Origin of the sequence: Lentilactobacillus dabitei, assembly GCF_019061365.1 — a bacterium.
GTDB classification, from domain to species: domain Bacteria; phylum Bacillota; class Bacilli; order Lactobacillales; family Lactobacillaceae; genus Lentilactobacillus; species Lentilactobacillus dabitei.
In genome coordinates, this window is record NZ_JAHPPD010000021.1 from 1 (window position 1) to 21,739 (window position 21,739).

Here is a 21,739-nt window from a genome sequence, read left to right on the forward strand (position 1 = left end):
AAAAAGGCATTCGATTGTGTTATCTGAAGAATAACATGCTCGAATGCCTTTTTGAATACGTCCAATTATTTAGTGCTTACACAATAATTCACATATACTAAGAATGAATATGGTTGATTACGTTATCATTATCATAAATTGGAGGGGAAAGTAATGATAAAGAATCAAACAATAAAGGGAATCATGATGGCGTGCTTTGTGTGTTTAGCCACTGTCCTTATATGTATAGTTGGGGGTCAGTCTCATAGTGCTCAGGCTGATGACACACCAACCGAGATTACAACAAAGGTTTATGTGGTCGATACCAAGGGCAATCAGCTAAAAGCACCGGAACAATTTACGATTGCAGTTGCTAATCCTAAGGCAAATTGTGTTAATGTGAGTGTACCAGGGTATGATCCAGCGAAGACGCTTCACTCTGTTAAGTTTATAACAGATCCGGCTTTTCAAGCTTATACAAATACTTCGAGTAAGACTTTTTTGTTAGATACTCCAAATAATCGAGTAATTGGAATAATTCAACCGGCTAACCCTAATGATCCACCCCAAATATCGTATCAGGACATGGATGGATTTCAATTACTGGTGGATAAAGGGTTCATGAAATCATTCAGCACAATTTCTGAAGCACTTGTTAATTTTTTAGAAGCCATAAAAGCGGGAATCGCCTTTGATGGTACGCCATCATTAGATATAAATATGTATGGTCAAATGACTCCGACATCTATCACCGTTACCTATCAATACCAGCCTGCCTCAGCAACCGTTAACTATGTGAATGATAATGCTAAAGGGGCGATCGTAAGATCCTATCCGATCACTGGTTTTGTTGGCAAAACTGGTGAGTACACACCAGTGGCGCCTGCCGGCTATCAGTTAGTTGACCCGAAGCCAATTGCTTATACATTAACCAAGGATACGGGCAACTTGACGGTCCACGTGGTGCCTAAGACAGCGCCGGTTGTGCCATCGGGTCCAAGTGATAATTCGGTACCAGCAAAGCAAGAATCAAGTACAACGCCAACGGTTCCAACCCCTAGCAAACAGCCAACTGTGACTGAACAGCCAAGTGTTCCCAATTATGCTGCTGTGAAGGGCGCCGCCGTGTACGCAACCAAGGGAATCTATCTATATAAGACTTCTAATTTCAAGAACAGCCAACGAATCGCCAAATATCCCAAAGTTAAACGAGTTAACCGACCGATGTTTGTCGTTGTGGATTATGCTCGTTCAACGAACGGTGTGCTTTGTTACAAGGTTCGGGATGTGAACCACGGCAGCAAGACTGCCGGTAAAGTGGGTTATATCACCTCCAACCAAAAGTACGTGGTGCCAGTTTACTACCAGACAATGCCTAAAAATAACAAGATTACTGTTATTAACAAAAAGGGCGTTAATGCCTACAAGCGGGTGAACTTGACCAACAAGGTTATCAATTATAAGAAGGGCACCCATCTGACCATCAAAAAGATTGTTAAGCACAATTTGACAACCCGTTACCAACTGGCAAATGGCAATTACATTACAGGTAACAAGAAATTAGTGATTCAAGGAAATTATTAGATAAGTATAGGGCGTTCGGGTCAAACCGGACGTTTTTTTGCTATTTAAATTAAGTCTAGTTGGCAGCCTGAATTTTTCCATGAAAGGGGATATCAGCGGTCGCCAATGAGCAGGACGCCAAGAGCAGTGGCCTTAATGTATACTACTGATGGAAATGCTGATTCGAAACTGGTAATATTAATTAAGCATCAGGATTGGTACCCAAATCAATCTATTCAAATCAGCAGCCGGTGCTTTTTCCCTAAATACTGGGGGCAAATGGCATTTTATCGTTATCCTTGGATACCACAAATTAGATTTTCCACACCATTCCCTAATCAGAAATTATTTTTTTGTAATGTTGATTCCTTTCTTACTGTTGCTTGCTTCACAATTGACCTTATTTGACCTTGCTGGAATGGCGGTTTAACTCGATATACAGGTTCTTGATCATTTTATACAAATTGATTAGATTTGCTTACTGTGAATTTGGCGAGATATTTTAATAATTAATGCATGAATCCTCAAGGCTTTTTGACATGATTTTAATCAAGTCATGCTAAAGTTAACCTTGATTTTTGTGGCAAGATTATTCATTTTATCAAATAAATTATTTTGGGGTATGTCATTATTATGAAAAAGAAAAAAATCACACTTATCAGTTTGATCCTGATGATCATGTCGACCATTTATGGCTTTGCCAACACAACGGTGGCCTACGATCAGATGGGCTATGCCAGTATTATCTGGTACGTCTTTGCGGCCCTGTTATTCTTACTACCAAGTACATTAATGTTTGCCGAATATGGGTCAACCTTTAAGGATGCTCATGGCGGGATTTACTCGTGGCTGGCCGGTTCAATCGGCGACCGGTGGGCATTTATCGGCACATTCATCTGGTTGTCCTCTTGGATCATTTGGCTGATGTCGACCGCATCAAAAGTTTGGATCCCATTTTCAACGACTATCTTTGGTCACGACCAGACCCAGAGTTGGGCGTTTCTCGGCTTAAATTCGAATCAAGTGATTGGGGTCATGGCAATCTTCTGGATTCTAGTGGTTACTTCATTTGCGGTTAGAGGGGTGGATTCAATCTCAAAGATTACGTCACTGGGGGGGATCTTTGTGTCACTGCTGACGGTTATCTTTGCCATTGCCAGTTTGATTATCCTGATCATGAATGGCGGCCAATTGGCTGAACCGGTGAATGGCTTGCACAGTTTCGTTCAATCCCCGAACCCCGATTTTCAATCATCACTAGCCCTGTTGTCATTCATGATCTACGCGGTATTTGCCTACGCCGGAACTGAAACGATGGGTGGGGTGACCGACAGTATGGATAATCCCGAAAAAGATTTTCCCAAGGGTCTGGTGATCTCAACCATGGTCATTATGGTTGCTTATTCACTATCAATCTTCCTATGGGGGATTAGTGCCAACTGGCATTCGGTCATTGGCCAAGGCCAGGTTAACCTTGGTAATATTACCTACGTGCTCATGAATAACCTGGGCGTTGTCTTAGGCCAAAGCATGCATTTATCTAACGCTGCCTGCCTGATTCTCGGAACGTCATTTGCCCGTTTTGCCGGTTTGAGCATGTTCATGGCCTATATGGGATCGTTCTTTATTCTGATTTATTCACCATTGAAGTCCTTTATTATGGGATCAAACCCCGACTTTTGGCCGGCTCGAATGACAAAGCTCAACGATAAGAGGATGCCATCATTTGCGATGTGGACCCAAGCGGTTGTCGTCGCAGTTTTGATCTTCTTTGTGACCTTTGGTGGTTCCAGTGCCAAGAAATTCTATATGATTTTGACCAATATGGGAAATATTTCCACCTCATTTCCCTACCTCTTCTTGATCGGCGCCTTCCCATTCTTTAAGCGGCGCAAGGACTTAAATCGACCGTTTGAAATTTTTACCAATCGTTGGCTGACGGATATGATTGTTGCCATTGTCATGATCGTTTTAATTGTCGGCATTGGCTTCACGGCAGTCGCCCCAATTATGAGTCACGATTACGTTACGGCGTTCTGGACCATTATCGGACCGATCTTCTTTGGCTTGGTCGCTTGGGCATTCTTGTGGTATCAGTCAAGAAAGCTAAAGGAGCCGATTGACAAGCTTTAGCCACTTGAAAATTAGCTTTGATTATTAACAAATTAAAATGCCGCGTGACTTGTAAAAGTTGCCAGCAACATTAAAGCGATTAATCGGTCATTTCCGGACGGGATTGGGTGATTAATCGCTTTAAATTTTGGGAGCAACCCACTTTTTTTCGCAATCTTATTTGGATTATAATGAAAGTATCGACGGGAGGTGACTACGTTCGTGATTGATCCGATGCCACTCTATCATTACATGCTTAAAGAAATGGGACCCCAGCACTGGTGGCCGGCCGATAGCAAGATGGAAATTGTGATTGGCGCCATTTTGGTTCAAAATACCAACTGGAATAACGTTGACTTGGCGCTTGATAATCTCAGAGCCAAAACGGATCTCAACGTTGAGAAAATTCTGCAGTTAAGTCAACCTGAGCTGGAAGAATTGATTCGGCCAAGCGGTTTCTATAAGAATAAAAGTAAGAGTTTGCTGGCGGTTTTGAAGTGGTTCAATCAGGCAGACTGTGATTTTGACAAATTGAGCGCCCAGACAGGGTCTCACTTACGCCAAACGCTGTTAGCGTTACCCGGCATTGGTGAAGAAACGGCAGATTCCTTAATCGTTTACGTTTTTGACCAGCCGACCTTCATTGCTGACAAGTATGCCCGCACGCTTTTTAGTTGCTTGGGGGATCCAACCACTAACTACCGACAATTAAAGCAGCAGGTGGCATTGCCGGCCAGCTTTACTTACCAAGATGCCCAGGAGTTTCATGGTCTGATTGATGAGTTTGGCAAGGTATATCTCAAAAATTCCGAAAAATTTAACGGGAGCTTTTTAAGCCAATTTCAGTTAACAACAATTGTAAGGAGTGAGAATATTGACAATCAAAGATAAAGTTGTCGTGATTACCGGTGCCTCTAGCGGTATCGGTAAGGCAACGGCGGAAGTATTGGCAAAGGCCGGTGCCCACGTTGTGATTGGGGCCCGGCGAACGGATCGACTGGCAGAAATCGCCAACGAATTTGATGATGATCAGGTCAGCTACCAAGCAACCGACGTAACCAATCGAGCCGATGTCAAAGCGTTGGTTGATTTAGCAGTATCCAAATTTGGTAAAGTTGATGTTTTATACAATAATGCTGGCCTAATGCCAGTTTCTCCATTAGCTGATTTAAAAGTTGATGAGTGGGAACAAATGATTGACGTGAACATTAAGGGCGTCTTGTATGGGATTGCCGCCGTGCTACCGGTTATGATCAAGCAAAAACATGGCCACATTATCACGACCGATTCAGTTGCCGGGCATGTGGTTCATCCAGGAACCGCCGTCTACGCTGGTACTAAATACGCTATCCAGGCCATTATGGATGGACTTAGACAAGAACAGGTTGATAATCACATTAGAACCACGATGATTTCGCCAGGAGCCGTTACGACAGAATTATATCGAACAATTTCTGACGACACCACCCGTGAACAGATTAAAAAGCGGGAAGAAACGACTGGGCTGGCGGCCGAAGATGTCGCCCACGCGGTTGCTTATGCAATCGATCAACCTGAAAAAGTTGCAATTAATGAAATTCTATTGCGACCGGTTAGCCAACGAACTTAAGGTGAACTTAGCGATTCACCTCAAACCTGAGCCAAATCATTGGAACACTATGCAAGGTGTGCCCCAATGGACTGGCTCTTTTTGTTTAGAAAAATAATTTCAAAAAATGATTAGAGAATTGGAAAAGTTTTCCAGAATCCGTTTACATTTTAACTTTGTAATTATATGATATAGTGCTTGATTATTATTCTAAGGAATATGGAGGTTGATCGTTTGAACACACTGTTATTGTTATTACCAGCACTGGGTTGGGGGCTTTTGCCGCCAGTGGTTGCGAAGTTAGGTGGCAAGCCAGCTAATGAAATTTTGGGGACGGCTTTGGGGACGCTGATTGCTAGTGTGGGTGTCTTTATTGTTTTGAAACCACAAATAACGGTCCAAAGTTTCTTGTTGGCTGCGTTTGCCGGCGCCTTTTGGATTGTCGGCCAATTAGGACAGTATCATGGATATCAAAAGATTGGCGTTTCGCAAACCATGCCGATTTCCACTGGCCTGCAGTTGGTAGGGACTTCCTTGATTGGTGTGTTCATTTTTGGTGAATGGTCAACCGGTATCGAAAAGGCGTTTGGGGCGTTAGGCGTCTTAATGTTAATCATTGGGATCTGGCTGACTTCGATTACAGATCACAAAAGTCAAGAAGAAGCCAATCATCAACGAATCAATACCATTGTGATGCTGGTTCTGACTTCTGCTGGTTATTGGGTTTATAATTCAATTCCCCGCGGGCTAAGTGATTCAGGATTGGCAATCTTTTTACCAGAATCCATTGGCATGGTGATTGCCGTCTTAGTTTATCTAGCGGTCACTAAGCAGGGGATTGTTTTCAAAGAAAAGACCAGCTGGTTGAACATTATTGGTGGCTTGGTTTTCTCGTTTGCGGCCGTCACCTATATTCTGTCGGTCAAAGCCAATGGCGTTAATACGGCATTTGTGGTTTCTCAAGTTTCAGTGGTCATTTCAACGTTGCTGGGGATGGTCTGGATGCATGAAACTAAGAGCCGCCGCGAGTTGAGCTATACGTTGTTAGGGCTTTTGATGATTGTCGCTGGAGCGGTAATTACAACGCTGTTTTGATAGCTAAACGGTTAGCCCCCTCTTAATTGTCAGAATTGACATCATTAGTCGTGGAATTAAAGCAAACGGTTGCACTTGGCAATCAATTGCGATTAAACCAATATCGGCGCCAGCTTCCCTTATAAGAGGCTGGCGCCGGTACTGGTTTATTTTACAAGCATAAAAGAGAGCTTATTGGGCCTCCGAAACCTGGCGTTCTTCCAAAACCTTTTGCCAAGTCTGCCAATAATGGTCGATGGTTAATTGAGTTCGAACGGTTTCAATTGCTTGAACGGCAGCTTGTTGCTCGGGTTCATTTTGCAACAGTCCAACCACGGACTTGGCAATTCCCTCTGCGTTACTGGGAATGGTTTTGCCGATCCCTAGATCAGAAATGATTGGGGCCAATTCACTGCTTAAAGTTGCCCTAACTGGAATCCGGTCCTTGAAGTTATACAGCAGCGTGGTGGGTGTTGCTGCAAATTTCGATAAATACAAGATGAGTTTGGATGTCGACACTGCCTGATCAATGCCATTTTGATCAATCACAACGTTGACAATCTTCTGGAATTGTTCAGCGTTAATCTTCTTGAACACACCAACCAAGTCCACTCGAGAATCGGGTTTGCTGCACAGGGTTAATTTGGCATCTGGAATGACAGTTCTAACCTGGTGCCAAGCTTTCAAAATATTGGCAAACGACAACTCATCGGTAAAATCGGTGAAAGCAACGACATCATTGTGCTTGCGCTTGGCAATGGGGGTGTATTCGGCGTGAAGCTCCGCATCTGAGAGACTCATGTCAGCAATCACTGCTGGCATTCCTTGATCGGACTGTTCTCGCAAGTGAGCCGCCTGGCTGCTGGTATTAACGATTGTATCTGTGACCTGGGAATTGCTTGAATCTGCAATGACTCGCTGGGGATCGAAGAGATGCTGATAACGCAAAAAGACGCGAGGATGGCCGGCCAAATGCTGAACCGAGGCCGCCAAATCTTCTGGATTGTTGACGACCAGGGTTGCCTGGTCGTCATTTTTGATGAGTTCATCCAAGAAGAAACTGAATAGTTCATCGAGGTTACCAAATAAATAATCGTTATGTTGGTAGTTCTCCAGATGGTAGCTGGTTGGCACGACTTGTTTATCGGCATTATACATATGGGCTAGCTGTAAGACACGTTGGCCAACTTGGTTGAACCAAAAGGTATAAGCAAAGTTGCCGTCCGGGTGGAGATAATCTTCCGAAGATTTAAAGCCCCGCCAATCGTAATTTTGGGTTACCGAAATATTGCCGAACTCATCGAAGTATTGAATGTAATTCACTTGACCAACGGTGGTTGGCATGATTTGAACGTGGGCGATAAGTCGACCGCCGTCCCGTAGCTCCTGGTAGTTTGGACCGTGGGGCTGAATTTCATAAGCTCGCTTGGAAATTTGTGGTAAGTCGTGGATGGTTGGCTTTTGGTGGGCAGCTTTAACCGTTCCTTGAAAATAGTCGAACAAATTAATCACATCGGCTTCGTCAATTCCCAACTGCTCACAGCGTTGCGACTGAAAGCGGTCGTAATCGCGGGTCACAATTTTAACTGGTTTGCCATAAGTTTTAAAAACTCGGAGTTGCTGTTTGATATTATTATTAATTTCAATATTGTCTTCGCCTAAACTAGCGGTTAATAGATAATTCATATTTGCACCTTCTTATTGATTTGTAACAGTTGCGATTTTTTGATTGGCGTCTTGAATCAGGTTGATCCAGGTCGCCCAAATATTATCAGGGGAATATTCTTCTGCGGACTGATAGGCCCCGTCACTCAATTTTTGCAATAAATCAGGATTCTTAAATAATTTGACAAAGTTATTTGCCATTTGATGCCAATTCCCCAAAGTGACGATGTGGCCGTTAATACCATCTTTGACAATACTATTTGGACCGTAATTAACGTCGTAGGTTTCGCCAACCACACCATGAGAAATTGCTTCTAGCAATGACAAGTTGAAGCCTTCCATTCGACTAGTGAGGCCGAAAACTTGGGCATTTTGGTAAACCGGCAGCAGGTTATTCGTATAGCCTTTGAGCTTAACCACGTCGGTTAACCCAAGGTCCTTGATGATTTTGCGGACCTTCTTGGGTTCGGCATAATCGTTTTCACTATTTTCGTAGCCGTAAATATCTAAAGTGATGTTTGGTACCGATTCCCGAGCTTGCCCAACAGCCCGAACCAGGTCATCAAGCCGTTTTTCGTTAGAAATTCTAGCAACTGCGATGACTTTGCCAGCAGTGCGTTGACTCATTGGGATGCGCTTTTCAGTTAGGACTTCAGTTGGCACCACGCCAACTGGAATGACAAAGATTGGAATGTGTGGCTTAAACCTCGCGGCCACGTTATCAGCCTGCTTTTTAGTTGCGGTAATGATAGCATTCCACTTGTCGAGGTTATTTAAACCAAGCTCATAGTTGTAGTTAAGCCCGGAATGCATGGGATCGTTGGCATCGTTGGTTTGAGAGTTATGAAGATGCAACACCTTGTAGGCCTTTTCTTGCATATGCATGATTGACCAGTCGTCAACCAGTGAACGGTCGGATACAAAAATGCTGACTTGAGGATCTTGTCGGGCAAGCTCATCCAGACAAAAACGCAATAGTTCGGAAATGGTATTGAATTCGTAGTCCTTACCATTATAGTCTACGACTCGGAATTGAGAGGTTGATCGCTTCATTGAACGGTCAAACCGGTAAAATTGTTGGACTGCCACCGAGCCGTCTGGGCGCAGTAACTGTTCCATGTTGACTTTGTTATCTGGGGTATAATATTGCTCCTTTGACACAAAGCCGCGCCGATCATAATAATCAACCCGGTATAAGTTTTGCAGGGTATCAAAGTAGTGGACCGCTGCGACTTGTTGGGTATTTGGAAAGACCGCAATTCGCATGAAGATCGCTTGGTTGTGATAATATTCATAGTAATTTTGATCAGCAACCCATTTTTTTACGAGGTTATCTCGGATGTTTGCAGGGATTTTGATATCGTCGGGGCTGACTTCTTTGACGGGGACGTGAGTGGCGTCTTGGAAATAATCGAATTCGTTTAAAATATCGTCATCAGTCAAATCTGTGTATTTGAGATTATAGTGAAGCTGCGGATCATAATCGCGGGTGACAATTTTTGCTGGCACTTGATGGGCTTTGAACAGGGCAATTCGCTTGAGCTGGGCGTGTTCAATTCCGGATTTGTTTACTGGCATGTTAAAATTAACAAAATATAACATAGCAAGGCCTCCAGTTATTTTTATTCATTTTAATTAATAAAAATACACTTTCAAAAAATAAGCAATTTAAAGATAAAAATGTGAACCCATTATGTGATTTTGTGGTAAACTTCCCGGTGATGAAGTTGTTAACGGCATTTATTGTATAACGGTTTTAACATTAAAATATTACACAATTATAACACGAACCCCGATATATCAGTATCACAAGGTGCTTACTTATGTAGTGTAGTTGTTATTGAGTTAATAATCAACTAGAAACAAGTGTTTTTGACCACATATAATTTGTATCTAATGATATTAAAATTGTTAGGCTGCAACCGCTTGACTTTTTAATATATTTGGTTAAAAGCATGCCGTTAATAATTCCACACTAAATAATATACTTGTCAATTGTATAAAGGGGGAGTGCAAAACAAATATTCTAGTATTTTGATTTGGAGGATAGAATAGCTTGTTTTTGGGAGGTAAGGTATATTGTCAAAACACAATAAAATGGTTAAAGACAGTATTATCAGTCAAAAGCAGCATTACAAGATGTACAAAAGTGGTAAACGGTGGTTATTTGCCGCGATCACTGTTGTCACATTTTCACTGGGAGGAACCTTTGCGGATTCAACGCCAACTTCTGCCAGTGCGACTACTGCTGCGACTGAGAATGTTGAATCTTCGACCAATCAATCAATAAGTACAGGGGGATCGACTGGTAATCAGGCTTCTGTGATTGAACCATCAACTGATAGTTCCTCAAATGAAGCAATCTCACTTGGCAATTCGACTACTGATGCGACGGCCAGTTCCACTACTAGTGATTCAACAGGTACAGCCACGACCTCAAGTAGTGATAAAACCACTAGCTCGCAGACAACTCAATCGGATCAGGCAACTAGCCAACCAAGTGATGTATCGACCAGTGACGCTCAGTCAAGCGCCTCAAATGTAACGACTACCAGCTCTGCCAAGCAAACTGCTGCCACAACGACTAGCACTTCTGCTGATCAAAAGGTGACCGCGACAAGTTCGAGTGCGACGTCTGGAACTACTAGCTCAGCGGCTAATTCAACCGCTACATCGGCTAGTTCAACTTCTCAAAGTACCCAATCTCAGACGACTAATGAAACCAGCGGTGCATCGAGTAGTGAGGCATCGACACAATCTACAACTACTAAGTCAGCTTCAACCGAAACTACTGCAGAAAGTTCTTCCAGCACAACGGCATCTCCAGCTTCTGCGGCTAAAATGAAAACTACAGCCAAAGCGACCGCTTTAACCGCTGGTTCTACGTCGATTAAGGCAGCTAGTGAATCGGGAACCGATATTTTATCAGCAGCGGTTTCAGGAAGTGCGACCGATGCAAAAGCTGCCGCAGCTGGTAGCATTGCTGCATCCGCGGCAGCTGCTGCCAGCGCAGCCTTATCGACGGCAACAAATGCGATTACTAGTGCCAGCGAGGGGGCAGTTTCAGCTTCTGCAGCGGTACCAACAGGTGATGTTGGCAAGGCGAGTGCTGGCTTGTCAGCAGCTAAGGCCGCTTCAACCCTGGCATCCGATCAGGCCCTTTCGGCAGCCAGTTCAGCTAGATTAACCAACGCTGCCGCTAGTGCTGCTAGCAGCCTCGCTTCAGCTTTAAATAGTTGTGACGGCTGCCACCCTTGCTAGTGCGCAAGCAATTCTTGCCCAAACTTATGCGGACTCTGCGGCCAAAGTGGTGCCAAGTGCTGCTGCTTATGTCTTTGCAGCCACGGCTGCATTAAGTGAAGCAACGACAAAATCAGCTGCTTATCAAGCATACTCGGAGGCATTAACGAGTGTGCCATCAACGGCAAGTAATTACACTGGCCAGTCCTATGCGGAAATGAGCGATACCATCAGTGATTTGAATCAGCTAACAGCTAGTTCAAGCTTAACGGCCCTTAATGCCGCAACTAAACTAATTAATAGTGCAGTTAAAAGTTTGATTCCAACGGCTACCAGTGATGGTAAGCAAATTACGACTGCAGTTTTGAGCAGCGCGGTTACGTCAGCTAATGCGGCATTTCCAACTTCGACTTCGGCTGGCTATACTTCTGAAGCTTGGAAGGCATACACAGCAGCTCTTTCTGCTGCGACAAGTACGGCTGCAAACTCTGCTGCTACTGGTGATCGAGCCGCTGCGATCTATAAAGCGTTGCAAGATACCATCACAACGCTGGATCAATCAACGACCAAGGCCGTTACGAGCGATTACAGTTCGTTAGCCGCTTCTGCAAGTGCAGCGATTGCGAGTGCTGGTTCGTATACATCAGCTTCAATTACCACATTAAAGTCCGCCTTAAGTGCCGCCAGCGCAGTGACTGACTCGACGGCTGCGGATACGGCTAAGACCGCAATGAGTGATTTATCGGCAGCGGTTAGTGGATTGGTTAAGGCAACCAGCTTAACCGATTTATCGACGGCAATTAACACCGCTAAGTCGACCTATCAAACAACCAATGCTTCAACCAATTACGCTTCAAGTACCTGGGATGATTTTTCAAGCGCTTATGTTTAGGCTACATCCGTTTTGAATAACGCTGCGGCAACTGCTGATCAAATTAGCAATGCAACGGCCTCATTGAACACTGCTTATCAGGCATTATTTGGTAATGGTAAGGATACCTACACCAGTGGGTTGAGTGATGCTATTTCTGGTGGAGCAACCTTACTCAATGCCGGTTCAGGGTCTGCATTTGATGATTCAACAACCAGTGCCTTAAGTGAAGCCATTACGTCTGCTCAAGCAGTATTGAAGAATAGCGCAAGTACACCCGACGAATTAGCTTCGGCCTCTGCGGCGATTAATACCGCCATTAGTGATTTGAAGACGACTTTCCAAGTTACCATTGATAGCTTGGATGAGTTCATCAGCACCGCAGCTGGCATTAGCGGCGCCGGCAGTAGTGGCGTGACTACGACTTCTTATAATGTCCTTTCAAGTGCTTTAGCTAACGCAGAATACGCACGTTACAACGATTCCAATGCGTCAACGCTGGCCAGCGATACGGCTAAGCTGACCAGTGCCATCTGGGCAACGGTGCCAACTGAAGCATCTGCGGCTGCTTATAAGGATCAATTAAAGGCGGCCTTATCCGCTGCGCAGTCAACCGCGTCGGATTCCAAAGCGATGTCTGGCGTTTCTTCAGATTCGGTTACGAATTTAAAGAATGCCATTCAAACAGCAATTGCAACCTTGAACACTGGAACGACTGATGCAGATGCCCTGCAAATCGCGTATAATACCGTGAACTTTTATACTGCCAATTTGTCTAAGACAGGTGGCGGGTCGATTAGTTTGGGAACTGGTGTTTACTTCTATGTCTATGGGACGAATAACGATCTCAAAGATGATAGTTTGGAAAGCCAGGCAACTAATACGATTAATGCGAGTGCCGGGACGATTACGTTTGGAGATGCTTCCTCAATCTCTAACCTGCTTTCACTAGGAAACGGTTATACAACAACATTTACTTTGCCAACTGCTTTGACGACGTTCTTTAATAGTAGCGATTGGCAAAAGTATGTCACCGTTTCTTACTATGAATCAGGGGCTGGTAATGCCGCTGTTGGTACAGGTATGAAAGAAGTTACCTCGGGTGGTATCAATTTCACGGGAAGTACTGTGGCCGTTTTGGATACCACGAAGACGACTACCTTAGCGAATGCCATTAACACTGGTGCTTTCCAAATTACAACTTCTGTCAATAGCGGGGGCCAAACTGTCTTCACCGTTAACAGCAAGGTGCTCGGTAGTGGAACCACGGCTGCCGGTTATGTCTTTACTCTGAATTTAAAGACATGGTCCGCTGATACTGGTACTTATTTGCAACGGGTAACCCTTGCGAGTGATGCTAGTTCAGCTGCTGTAACGGCTGCCAACACGATTACAGTTACTGCCGGAGCCACCGGATTTGCAACAACTCAAGGGAAGACGCTTAGTGATGCCACCACCTTTGCTAACACGTATGGCGCCACTTCCGGCAGTTCCCAGACCGGGACTGATTGGAGTTCTGAAGCTACTGGTGGCTTAGCAACCTTGTCCGCGGCCATTCAAAGTGCCGTTCCGGCTGTTACTAGCGCTAGTTTAACTCGAGTGATTGCTGAAGGCACCAACACTGTTAGCGGTAAACTGGATTCAGCTGCCTTTTCTGCCGCGGCTGCTTCTAATAATAGTGGTGACGCTATCCAAGTGGTTGTGACTGATAAGACTACTGGTCAAGCGGTGACCACGACGGTTAACTCGGATGGCACTTTCTCAGCGTCATTTGGTAACAAGAATGGTAACATCATTTCTGGAACCACCTTGAATGCCGGGGACATCATTACCGCTCAAGTTCAGCGGGTTAGTGCATCTGGTACGGTTACGTATGGCACGGTTACGTATGGCACGCTGGGGTATTTGTCAAATGGCCTGCAAGAAGGTCAAACCCCTTATGTCAACGTTGATTTCAATTCAATGAGTCAAGGGTCGCAAACGCTTGATGGAACGATTACGACGATCACGCCAAGTGGTACTAGTTTTAGTGATGCTATTAGCAATACTAAAACTAGTTTACTGGCTTCAGGGGATCTCAATGTTTATACTGTTCAAGTTTCAATTTACAATTCGGATGGTTCTCGAGCATATCAGTCAACCATTCAAGCAGGTGCTGATGGCAAGTGGTCAATTTCGATTCCTGCTTTGAAAGCCGGCCAATACGTTGATGCAACGACCCGGGTTCAAACTGGAATTTCAACTGGTACCAATGATATTCAACCGAGCGGAACGACAGTAAGTGGTCTTGACAATACTGTTACTGGGCATTTCTACGTCCCAACTGATACCAGTGCCTTGAGCGCTGCCGTTTCAGCTGCCAGTGCCGCAGTTGTTGCTGGCTCAGGTTCTACTCAGGCAACTTCAGCTGAATGGGATGCCTTGGTATCATCGCTTTCGGATGCCCAAAGCATTTTGACTTCCGCGCAAGCAGCTGAAAATCAAATGACAACTTCGGCTGCTGTGACCCAGAGTAGCGCCGATTCGGCTGCAGCTGCGTTGAATAAGGCATTAACCGAAGCTACTAAAAGTACGTCGGGGTTGGATCAGGCAATTAGTGCTGCGAGTGCGATCGATTCGACCAAGTACACGACGATCAGTTATAATGCTGTCAAAACCGCATTAGCTGCCGCTGAAGCGTTGTCTGCAAGTGCTCAAGCCGATTTAAGCAAAGTGAGTGCTTCAGATATTTTGACGGCAACCACTAACTTAAATGATGCTGTAAAAGCACTGGTTTCCCAGACAAATACGCAAGCGATTACTTCGGCTGCAGCAAATGCTGATGCGCAAGCGATTAATGCAAGTAATGCTGCGAGTGCTGCTCAAAGTGCTTCTGTTGCCGCCAGTGCTGCGAGTGATTCAATTACCACAGCTGTTAAAAACGGTGATTTAACTTCAGCAGCCGTAGCCAGTGCGGCTGCCAGTGCTGCTGGGAGTAATGCTACTAGTGCTGCTTTGGCTGCTTCAACTGCTGCCAATGCTGCTTCAGCTGCCGCTGCCAGTGCGGCTGATCTTGCTAATATAATCTCGACCAGTGATGCTTCGTATGCGGACGCCCAAGATCAAGCTAACTCGGCTGCCAGTGCTGCTACTAGTGCAGCCAGTGCTTATCAATCCGCAAGTGTCGCCGCTTCTAACGCGGTTGCCAGTGCGGCTGCTGCCAGTGAAGCTTATACCAATGCCGTATCGGCTTCGACTGCAGCCAGTGCTCAAGCTAAAACTAAAGCTGAATCAGATGCTGTGTCAGCTGCTAGCGATGCCCAGAGCGTGGCCACGATTGCCAGTGATCAGGCGGCTTCCGCATCGGCTGCTTATCAAAGCGCCAGTCAGGCTGCTGCTAATGCGGCTTCGGCTGCTAAGACTGGCAACTTCAGCTCGGCAACCTCAGCTAGGAGTGCTGCAACGAGTGCGGCGGCCATTGCTTCAGCTGCTGCCAGCACAGCAGCTAGTGCAGCTAATCGGGCAGCCAGTGAGCTTGTGGTTGCTCAAAGTGCTGCGAGTGCGGCGGGGAATACCTCGGCTGCTTCGGCAAATCTTAGTTCCGCTAGTGCAGCCGCCAGTGCCGCTGCGAGTGCTGCCAAGATTGCTTCTGCCAGTGCAGCTTCAGCTTCCGAATTTGCGAGTGCGGCCACTGATTCATTAATTGCCGCGCTTAACCAGAGTGCAGCAAATCAAACTTCTGCCGCTGCATCTGCCAGTACTGCCGCTTCAGAGGCAATTGCTTCTGCTAGTGCAGCTGGGAAGAATGCTTCTGAACAAGCTAGTGCGGCTATTGTTGCCGCTACTTCAGCTGCTCAAAAGGCTGCTAGTGATGCCATTACTTCAGCGGCTACCTCAGCCAGTGCTGCCATTCAATCAGCTGCTGATACTGCCGGAAGTTCGGCTCAGAGTGCGGTTGCTAGTGCTGCTAAAGCTGCTTCTGATGCAGTTGCTGCTGCTACTAGTTCAGCCAGTGCGGCCGTTAAATCGGCTGCCACTTCTGCCGCAGCTTCAGCTAGTTCGGCAGGTCAAAGTGCATCAGCTGCTGTTAGCGATGCCGTATCTGCGGCTGCCAGTGCTGCAAATAGTGCAGCCGTTTCTGCTCAAAATGCAATAACGAGTGCGGCTGCCAGTGCTTCAGCAGCTATTAAGACTGCAAGCGACTTAGCATCCGCTGCCACGAGTGCCGCAATTTCAACAGTCACTAGTGGTGCAAATGCGGCGTCAAGTGCAAGTGTGGCTGCAAGCAATGCCGCTAGTGTCGCTGCAGCAAATGAAGCCACAGCCGTGAGTGCTGCTTCTGCCGGCAAAATGGCTGCTACTGTTAGCGATGCCAAATCAGCTTCGATTGCCGCCAGTGCGGCTGCCAGTGCTGCCAATAGTGCGGCGACAAGTGCTAGCGTTGCTGCTGATAATGCCAGTGCAGCTGCTTCCGCTGCTGCCAGTGCTGCAGTTGTTGCAGGAACATCGGCTGCTAGTGTTGCAGCTGCCAGTGCCGCCAAATCAGCTAGTGCAGCTTTGGATAATGCTAAATCGGCTGCTAGTGCTGCTACGAGTGCATCTGTGGCTGCTAGTGCTGCCGGGGATGCTTATACCAGTGCGGCAATCTCTGATGCGACAACGTCTGCGAGCGCATCGGCTGCTGTTAACTCCGCTGCTGCTAACGCCAAGTCGGCTAGTGAAACCGCTACAAGTGCTGCCAGTGTGGCTGCCTCTGCTGCGAGTGCGGCTTCTGCTGCTGCCGCAGCTTCTGATAATGCGGCTGCGAGTGCGGCTGCCAGTGCTGCTCGAAGCGCGGCTGCTGCTGCCAGTGAAGCTGCTGCGAGTGCAGCTAGTGCAGCGAAGAGCGCAGCTAGTGCGGCCAGTCAAGTGGGAACCAGTGCAGCTAGTGAAGCGGCTCAAAGTGCGAGTGCTGCTGCCTCTGCTGCAGCGAGTGCCGCAGCCAGCGCGGCTTCTGCAGCTAATTCTGCTAGCGCTGCCGCATCGGCTGCTGCTTCGGCTGCTTCGGCATCAGCGAGTGCTGCTATTAGCGATGCCGCCAGTCAAGCTGCTCAAAAAGGTAGTGCTGCTGCAAGTGCTGCCGCATCGGCTGCTGCTTCAGCAAGTGCCGCGGTAGCAAGTGCTGCTGCAAGTGCTGCAACATCAGCTGCCACTTCAGCGAGTGCTGCTGCTTCCGCTGCTGCCAGTGAAGCCGCAGCCAGTGCGAGTGCTGCGGGTCAAGATGCTTCAGCGCAAGCGAGTGCTGCTGCCTCTGCTGCTGCTTCCGCTGCCAAATCAGCGAGTGCTGCAGCGAGTGCCACAATTTCTGATGCAACCGCCAGTGCAGCTAAGGCAGTTAGTGCTGCTGCCAGTGCCGCTCAAAGTGCTGCGAATGCTACTTCTGCTGCCACATCTGCTGTTGCCGCCGCTTCTGCCAGTGCTGCAGCGAGTGCCGCTGCCGCCGGTAAGGACGCTTCGGCACAGGCTAGTGCCGCTGCCTCTGCTGCCGCTAGTGCTGCTGCCTCTGCTGCTAGTGCCGCTGCTTCTGCCAGCGTTGCAGCAAGTGCCGCTGCTTCTGCTGCTTCAGCATCAGCGAGTGCTGCTATTAGCGATGCTGCTAGTCAAGCAGCTCAAAAGGGTAGTGCCGCTGCAAGTGCTGCCGCTTCAGCAGCTAAGTCTGCAAGTACTGCAGTAGCGAGTGCTGCTACGAGTGCTGCAACATCAGCCGCCACTTCAGCGAGTGCTGCTGCTTCCGCTGCTGCCAGTGAAGCTGCAGCGAGTGCTTCTGCTGCAGGCCAAGATGCTTCAGCGCAAGCGAGTGCTGCTGCCTCTGCTGCTGCTTCCGCTGCCAAATCAGCGAGTGCTGCAGTGAGTGCCGCAATTTCTGATGCAACCGCCAGTGCAGCTAAGGAAGTTAGTGCTGCTGCCAGTGCCGCTCAAAGTGCTGCAGACTCAGCGAGTGCAGCTATCAATTCCGCTAATGCAACAATAACAAGTGGTGCTTCAGCTGCAAATGCTGCGAGTGAGGCTGCTGCCTCTGCTGCAACTATTGCTTCGGCAAATACCTCATCAGCAATTAGTGCCGCCGCAGTTGCCAAAAGTGCCGCAACCGTTTCTGATGCTAAATCGGCTTCAATTGTTGCAAGTAATGCAGCGAGTGTTGCCGCTTCTGCTGCTACAAGCGCAAGCATTGCCGCTGCTTCTGCTAGTGTCGCTGCTTCTGCTGCCTCAGCTGCTGCATCGATTGCTAAGACGTCTGCCGCTGTTGCCAGCGCGTCGGCTGCGATTGCATCAGCAAGTGCGGCTTCTGCAAACGCTAAGAGTGCTGCATCGAATGCCGCTTCAGCTGCAACAGCTGCCAGCGAAGCGGGTGAATCCTATACTAGTGCAGAAGTTTCCAACGCAGTTGCGAGTGCGAGTGCTTCGGCAGCTATTAATGCTGGTTCTGTAGCAGCAAGTGATGCTTCTAAACAAGCTAGTGTGGCTGCAAGTGCTGCCATTAGTGCTGCTAACATTGCTGCCAATGCGGCAAGCGATGGTGACAACGCAACGGCAGCCAATGCCGCTTCGACGGCTGCTACCGCTGCTAAGTCAGCCAGTGCAGCTGCTGCCAGTGCTGCATCTGCTGCTGCGAGCGCGAGTGTTGCTGCTGATCAGATTGGCACGAGTGCTGCAAAAGACGCTGCTGCCAGCGTCGCCGCATCCGCCGCTAGTGCTTCTGCTGCCGCTTCAACGGCTGCCAGTGCTGCATCTGCTGCTCAGACTAATGCTCAAAAGGCGAGTGCCGCCGCAAGTGCTGCCGCCAGTGCCGCTGCCTCTGCTTCAAAGAGTGCTGCTGATTCAGCTTCGACTGCTGGTAAGAATGCTTCTGAACAAGCGAGTGCAGCAGCGAGTGCTGCTGCCGCTGCTGCATCTGAGTCAGCTAGTGCGGCCATTAGTAACGCTGCATCTGCTGCCGCCTCAGCTGCTAATGCAGCGAGTGCTGCCGCCTCAGCTGCTGCCGCTTCCGCTGCTGCGAGTGCCGCTGCTGCTGGCCAAGATGCTTCTGAACAAGCGAGTGCGGCTACCTCAGCTGCAGCGAGTGCTGCCACTTCAGCTGCTAAATCGGCTTCAGCCGCTGAAAGTGCTGCAATTGCCAGTGCGGCTGCCAGTGCTGCCAAAGTAATTAGTGACGCTGCCAGTGCGGCTCAAAGTGCAGCCACTAGTGCTGCTGCTGCTGCAGCGAGTGCTGCTGCTAGCGCTGCTACCTCGGCGAGTGCTGCTGGTAAAAACGCCTCAGAGCAAGCCAGTGCTGCAGCGAGTGCTCAAGCTAGCGCCGCTGCTTCCGCTGCCTCTGCTGCGAGTGCAGCATTGACTGCTGCTTCAGCTGCTATTTCTGCAGCATCTGGATCAGCTAGCGCCGCAATTAGTGCCGCTGCCAGTGCGGCTGCTGAAAAAGGGAGTGCGGCTAGTGCTGCCGCTGCGAGTGCTGCTACCTCGGCGAGTGCAGCGGTAGCCAGTGCGGCAGTGAGCGCTGAAACCAGTGCAGCAAATTCAGCGAGTGCGGCTGCGTCTATGGCCGCTAGTGAAGCTGCGGCCTCGGCAAGTGCTGCTGGTAAGAACGTTTCAGAGCAAGCCAGTGCTGCTGCTTCCGCGGCAGCGAGTGCTGCAACTTCTGCGGCGAGTGCCGCTTCAACCGCTACAAGTGAAGCAATTGCCAGTGCGGCAGCGAGTGCTGCCAAAGCAATCAGTGCGGCGGCGAGTGCCGCTCAAAGTGCCGCAGATTCAGCTAGTGCCGCTACTGCTTCCGCTGCTAGTGCCGCAAAGAGTGCGGCGGATTTAGCTAGTGCGGCTGGCAAGAACGCGTCAGAACAAGCCAGTGCCGCAGCCTCTGCTGCCGCAGTGATTGCCAACTCAGCTGCTAGTGCTGCTCAAAGTGCCGCTACCACAAGCACTGCTGCTTCTGCTTCAGCTGCAATCAGTGCGGCTGCCAGTGAAGCGGCTGAAAAGGGTAGCGCGGCTGCCAGTGCGGCTGCGAGTGCTGCAAAGAATGCTTCAACTGCTGCTAGTGAGGCAATTGCCAGTACCGCTGCTAGTGGGTCTGCCAGTGCCAGTGCGGCAATCGCGAGTGCCGCTGCATCCGCCGCTGCTAGTGCTTCTGCAGCTGGTAAGAATGCTTCAGAGCAAGCCAGTGCTGCCGCCTCTGCGGCTACCAGTGCGGCTCAAAGTACCGCTTCAGCTGCGAGTGCCGCCACTTCATCTGTCGCCGCTAGTGCTGCCAAAGCAGTCAGTGATGCTGCCAGTGCTGCTCAAAGTGCTGCTGACGCTGCCTCTGCCGCTGCTAGCGCTGCTGCATCCGCTGCAAAGAGTGCTGCGGATTCGGCCAGTGCAGCTGGCAAGACTACGTCAGAGCAAGTCAGTGCTGCTATTTCTGCTGCGACATCCACGGCTACTGCTTCTGCATCCGCTGCGACATCCACGGCAGCTACCAGTGCTGCTGACTCGGCCAGTGCTGCTATTAGTTCGGCTGCCAGTGCGGCTGTTGAAAGTAATAGTGCGGCAAGTGCTGCAGTAGCGAGTGCTTCTGCTCAAGCGAGTGCCTCAGCTAGTGCGGCTGCCTCAGCTGCTGCCAGTGCTTCCGCAGCCGGCAAGGATGCGGAAGCCCAAGCTAGTGCCGCCGTTAATAGTACGGCTGCGAGTGCTGCTACAAGTGCTGCAAAAGTAATCAGTGATGCTGCGACGACATCTACAAACGGCGGTGGTTCAATAAGTGGTGGCATTGCCGGTGGTTCTGGAACATCGACCAACACCGATTCTTCAACCACTTCGTCATCAATAACGTCAGCAACTAGTGCTTCTACTAACACGTCAAGTACTTCAGCCGCTGCTAAAGCTACTAATAAGTACTGGACAACACTTTCTGGAAAGTCAACGATCACTCAAAAGGGGTTGTATCGTTACACGGCAAGCGGTAAGCGAATCGGTTACGTTCCAGTTGGTACCGTTCTGCATGTGGTACGAGTTGAAAAAGTCGGTAACAAAACACAATTAGTTCTGACGGATGGCTCTCACGTAACTGGATTGAAGGACTTCATCGGCTTTACAACGGTCAGTGCTAAGTACAATGACGATCTATACAAGGATTCGGTTCTCTACGTGGCTAATTCGAAAGGCTTACGTGAATATTCAGGTAAGACATTCAAAAAGGCTAAGAAGGGACGTCATGTAAAGGCTGGTACGATTTTGCATGTTGCTCGAATTGTACGTTCTGGTAAGAAGACCAGGTATCTTTTGACAAACGGTCAATATGTCACGGCAAAACGAAATGCTGTAAAGGGCGTTAAAGTTAATAAGACATATTACACCGGGAAATTGACTGGCTATAAAGTAACTGTCAAGAGTGCTAAGGGCATCTTTAAGTATAAGAACAGCCGGTTAACTTCTAAACAAGGTAAGCGACTAAAGAAGGGCACATCGCTTAAGATCAAGCGAATTGTCGTAAAGGGCAAGACCACTAGGTTCCAGTTAACTAACGGCGACTACGTCAGTGCAAATCAGAAATATGTATCAGTTACCAAAATGTAAACAAATTTGATAACCACAAAAAACGGGTTGCACCTCAAATGGGGCGCAACCCGTTTTTTATGCCTGAAAATTAGGCAAAATAAAAA

The 21,739-nt window shown here is 48.1% G+C and carries 10 protein-coding genes; 8 read left to right on the forward strand and 2 right to left on the reverse strand.

Annotated elements, in window-relative coordinates; all coding sequences use genetic code 11:
* Positions 1-153: 153 nt before the first annotated feature.
* The 5 genes from KTE19_RS14315 to KTE19_RS04855 all read left to right on the forward strand — a co-directional run bounded on the left by KTE19_RS14315 (position 154) and on the right by KTE19_RS04855 (position 6,337).
* Positions 154-1,563 (forward strand): DUF5776 domain-containing protein, encoded by a 1,410-nt coding sequence (locus tag KTE19_RS14315; RefSeq protein WP_217164239.1) that lies wholly within the window; start codon positions 154-156, stop codon positions 1,561-1,563.
* Between the two features lie 612 nt (positions 1,564-2,175).
* The gene (gene yjeM / locus KTE19_RS04840) at positions 2,176-3,675 is read left to right on the forward strand and encodes a glutamate/gamma-aminobutyrate family transporter YjeM (RefSeq protein WP_217341732.1); all 1,500 of its coding nucleotides are present in this window, start codon (positions 2,176-2,178) and stop codon (positions 3,673-3,675) included.
* A 201-nt stretch (positions 3,676-3,876) separates the two neighbouring features.
* Positions 3,877-4,545 carry an endonuclease III domain-containing protein gene (locus tag KTE19_RS04845; protein WP_289427127.1) on the forward strand — a complete coding sequence of 223 codons (669 nt, stop codon included), beginning with the start codon at positions 3,877-3,879 and terminating at the stop codon, positions 4,543-4,545.
* A complete protein-coding gene (locus KTE19_RS04850) occupies positions 4,529-5,263 on the forward strand; it encodes an SDR family oxidoreductase (protein WP_217341733.1) in 735 nt (244 codons plus the stop codon). Before KTE19_RS04845 ends, KTE19_RS04850 begins: the two co-directional genes overlap by 17 nt.
* Before the next feature lie 213 nt (positions 5,264-5,476).
* On the forward strand, positions 5,477-6,337 hold the full coding sequence (locus KTE19_RS04855) for a GRP family sugar transporter (RefSeq protein WP_249778476.1): 861 nt from the start codon (positions 5,477-5,479) through the stop codon (positions 6,335-6,337).
* Between the two features lie 171 nt (positions 6,338-6,508).
* Here KTE19_RS04855 and asp1 read toward each other — a convergent pair whose 3' ends face one another.
* Together asp1 and KTE19_RS04865 are read right to left on the reverse strand one after the other, a co-directional pair.
* A complete protein-coding gene (gene asp1, locus KTE19_RS04860) occupies positions 6,509-8,002 on the reverse strand; it encodes an accessory Sec system glycosyltransferase Asp1 (protein ID WP_217341734.1) in 1,494 nt (497 codons plus the stop codon).
* Between the two features lie 12 nt (positions 8,003-8,014).
* Positions 8,015-9,583, reverse strand: a complete 1,569-nt coding sequence (locus tag KTE19_RS04865; protein WP_217164233.1) for a glycosyltransferase — start codon at positions 9,581-9,583, stop codon at positions 8,015-8,017.
* 477 nt (positions 9,584-10,060) lie between these two features.
* Here KTE19_RS04865 and KTE19_RS04870 point away from each other — a divergent pair, with 477 nt between their 5' ends.
* Genes KTE19_RS04870 through KTE19_RS04880 form a run of 3 tightly spaced genes read left to right on the forward strand, consistent with a single transcriptional unit; the run spans position 10,061 to position 21,653 of the window.
* Complete coding sequence (locus KTE19_RS04870) at positions 10,061-11,242, forward strand: KxYKxGKxW signal peptide domain-containing protein (protein ID WP_217164232.1); 1,182 nt, start codon at positions 10,061-10,063, stop codon at positions 11,240-11,242.
* Positions 11,220-12,113 (forward strand): hypothetical protein, encoded by an 894-nt coding sequence (locus KTE19_RS04875; protein ID WP_217341735.1) that lies wholly within the window; start codon positions 11,220-11,222, stop codon positions 12,111-12,113. Before KTE19_RS04870 ends, KTE19_RS04875 begins: the two co-directional genes overlap by 23 nt.
* Positions 12,114-12,125: 12 nt before the next feature.
* A complete protein-coding gene (locus tag KTE19_RS04880; RefSeq protein ID WP_217341736.1) occupies positions 12,126-21,653 on the forward strand; it encodes a DUF5776 domain-containing protein in 9,528 nt (3,175 codons plus the stop codon).
* The last annotated feature ends 86 nt before the right edge of the window (positions 21,654-21,739 follow it).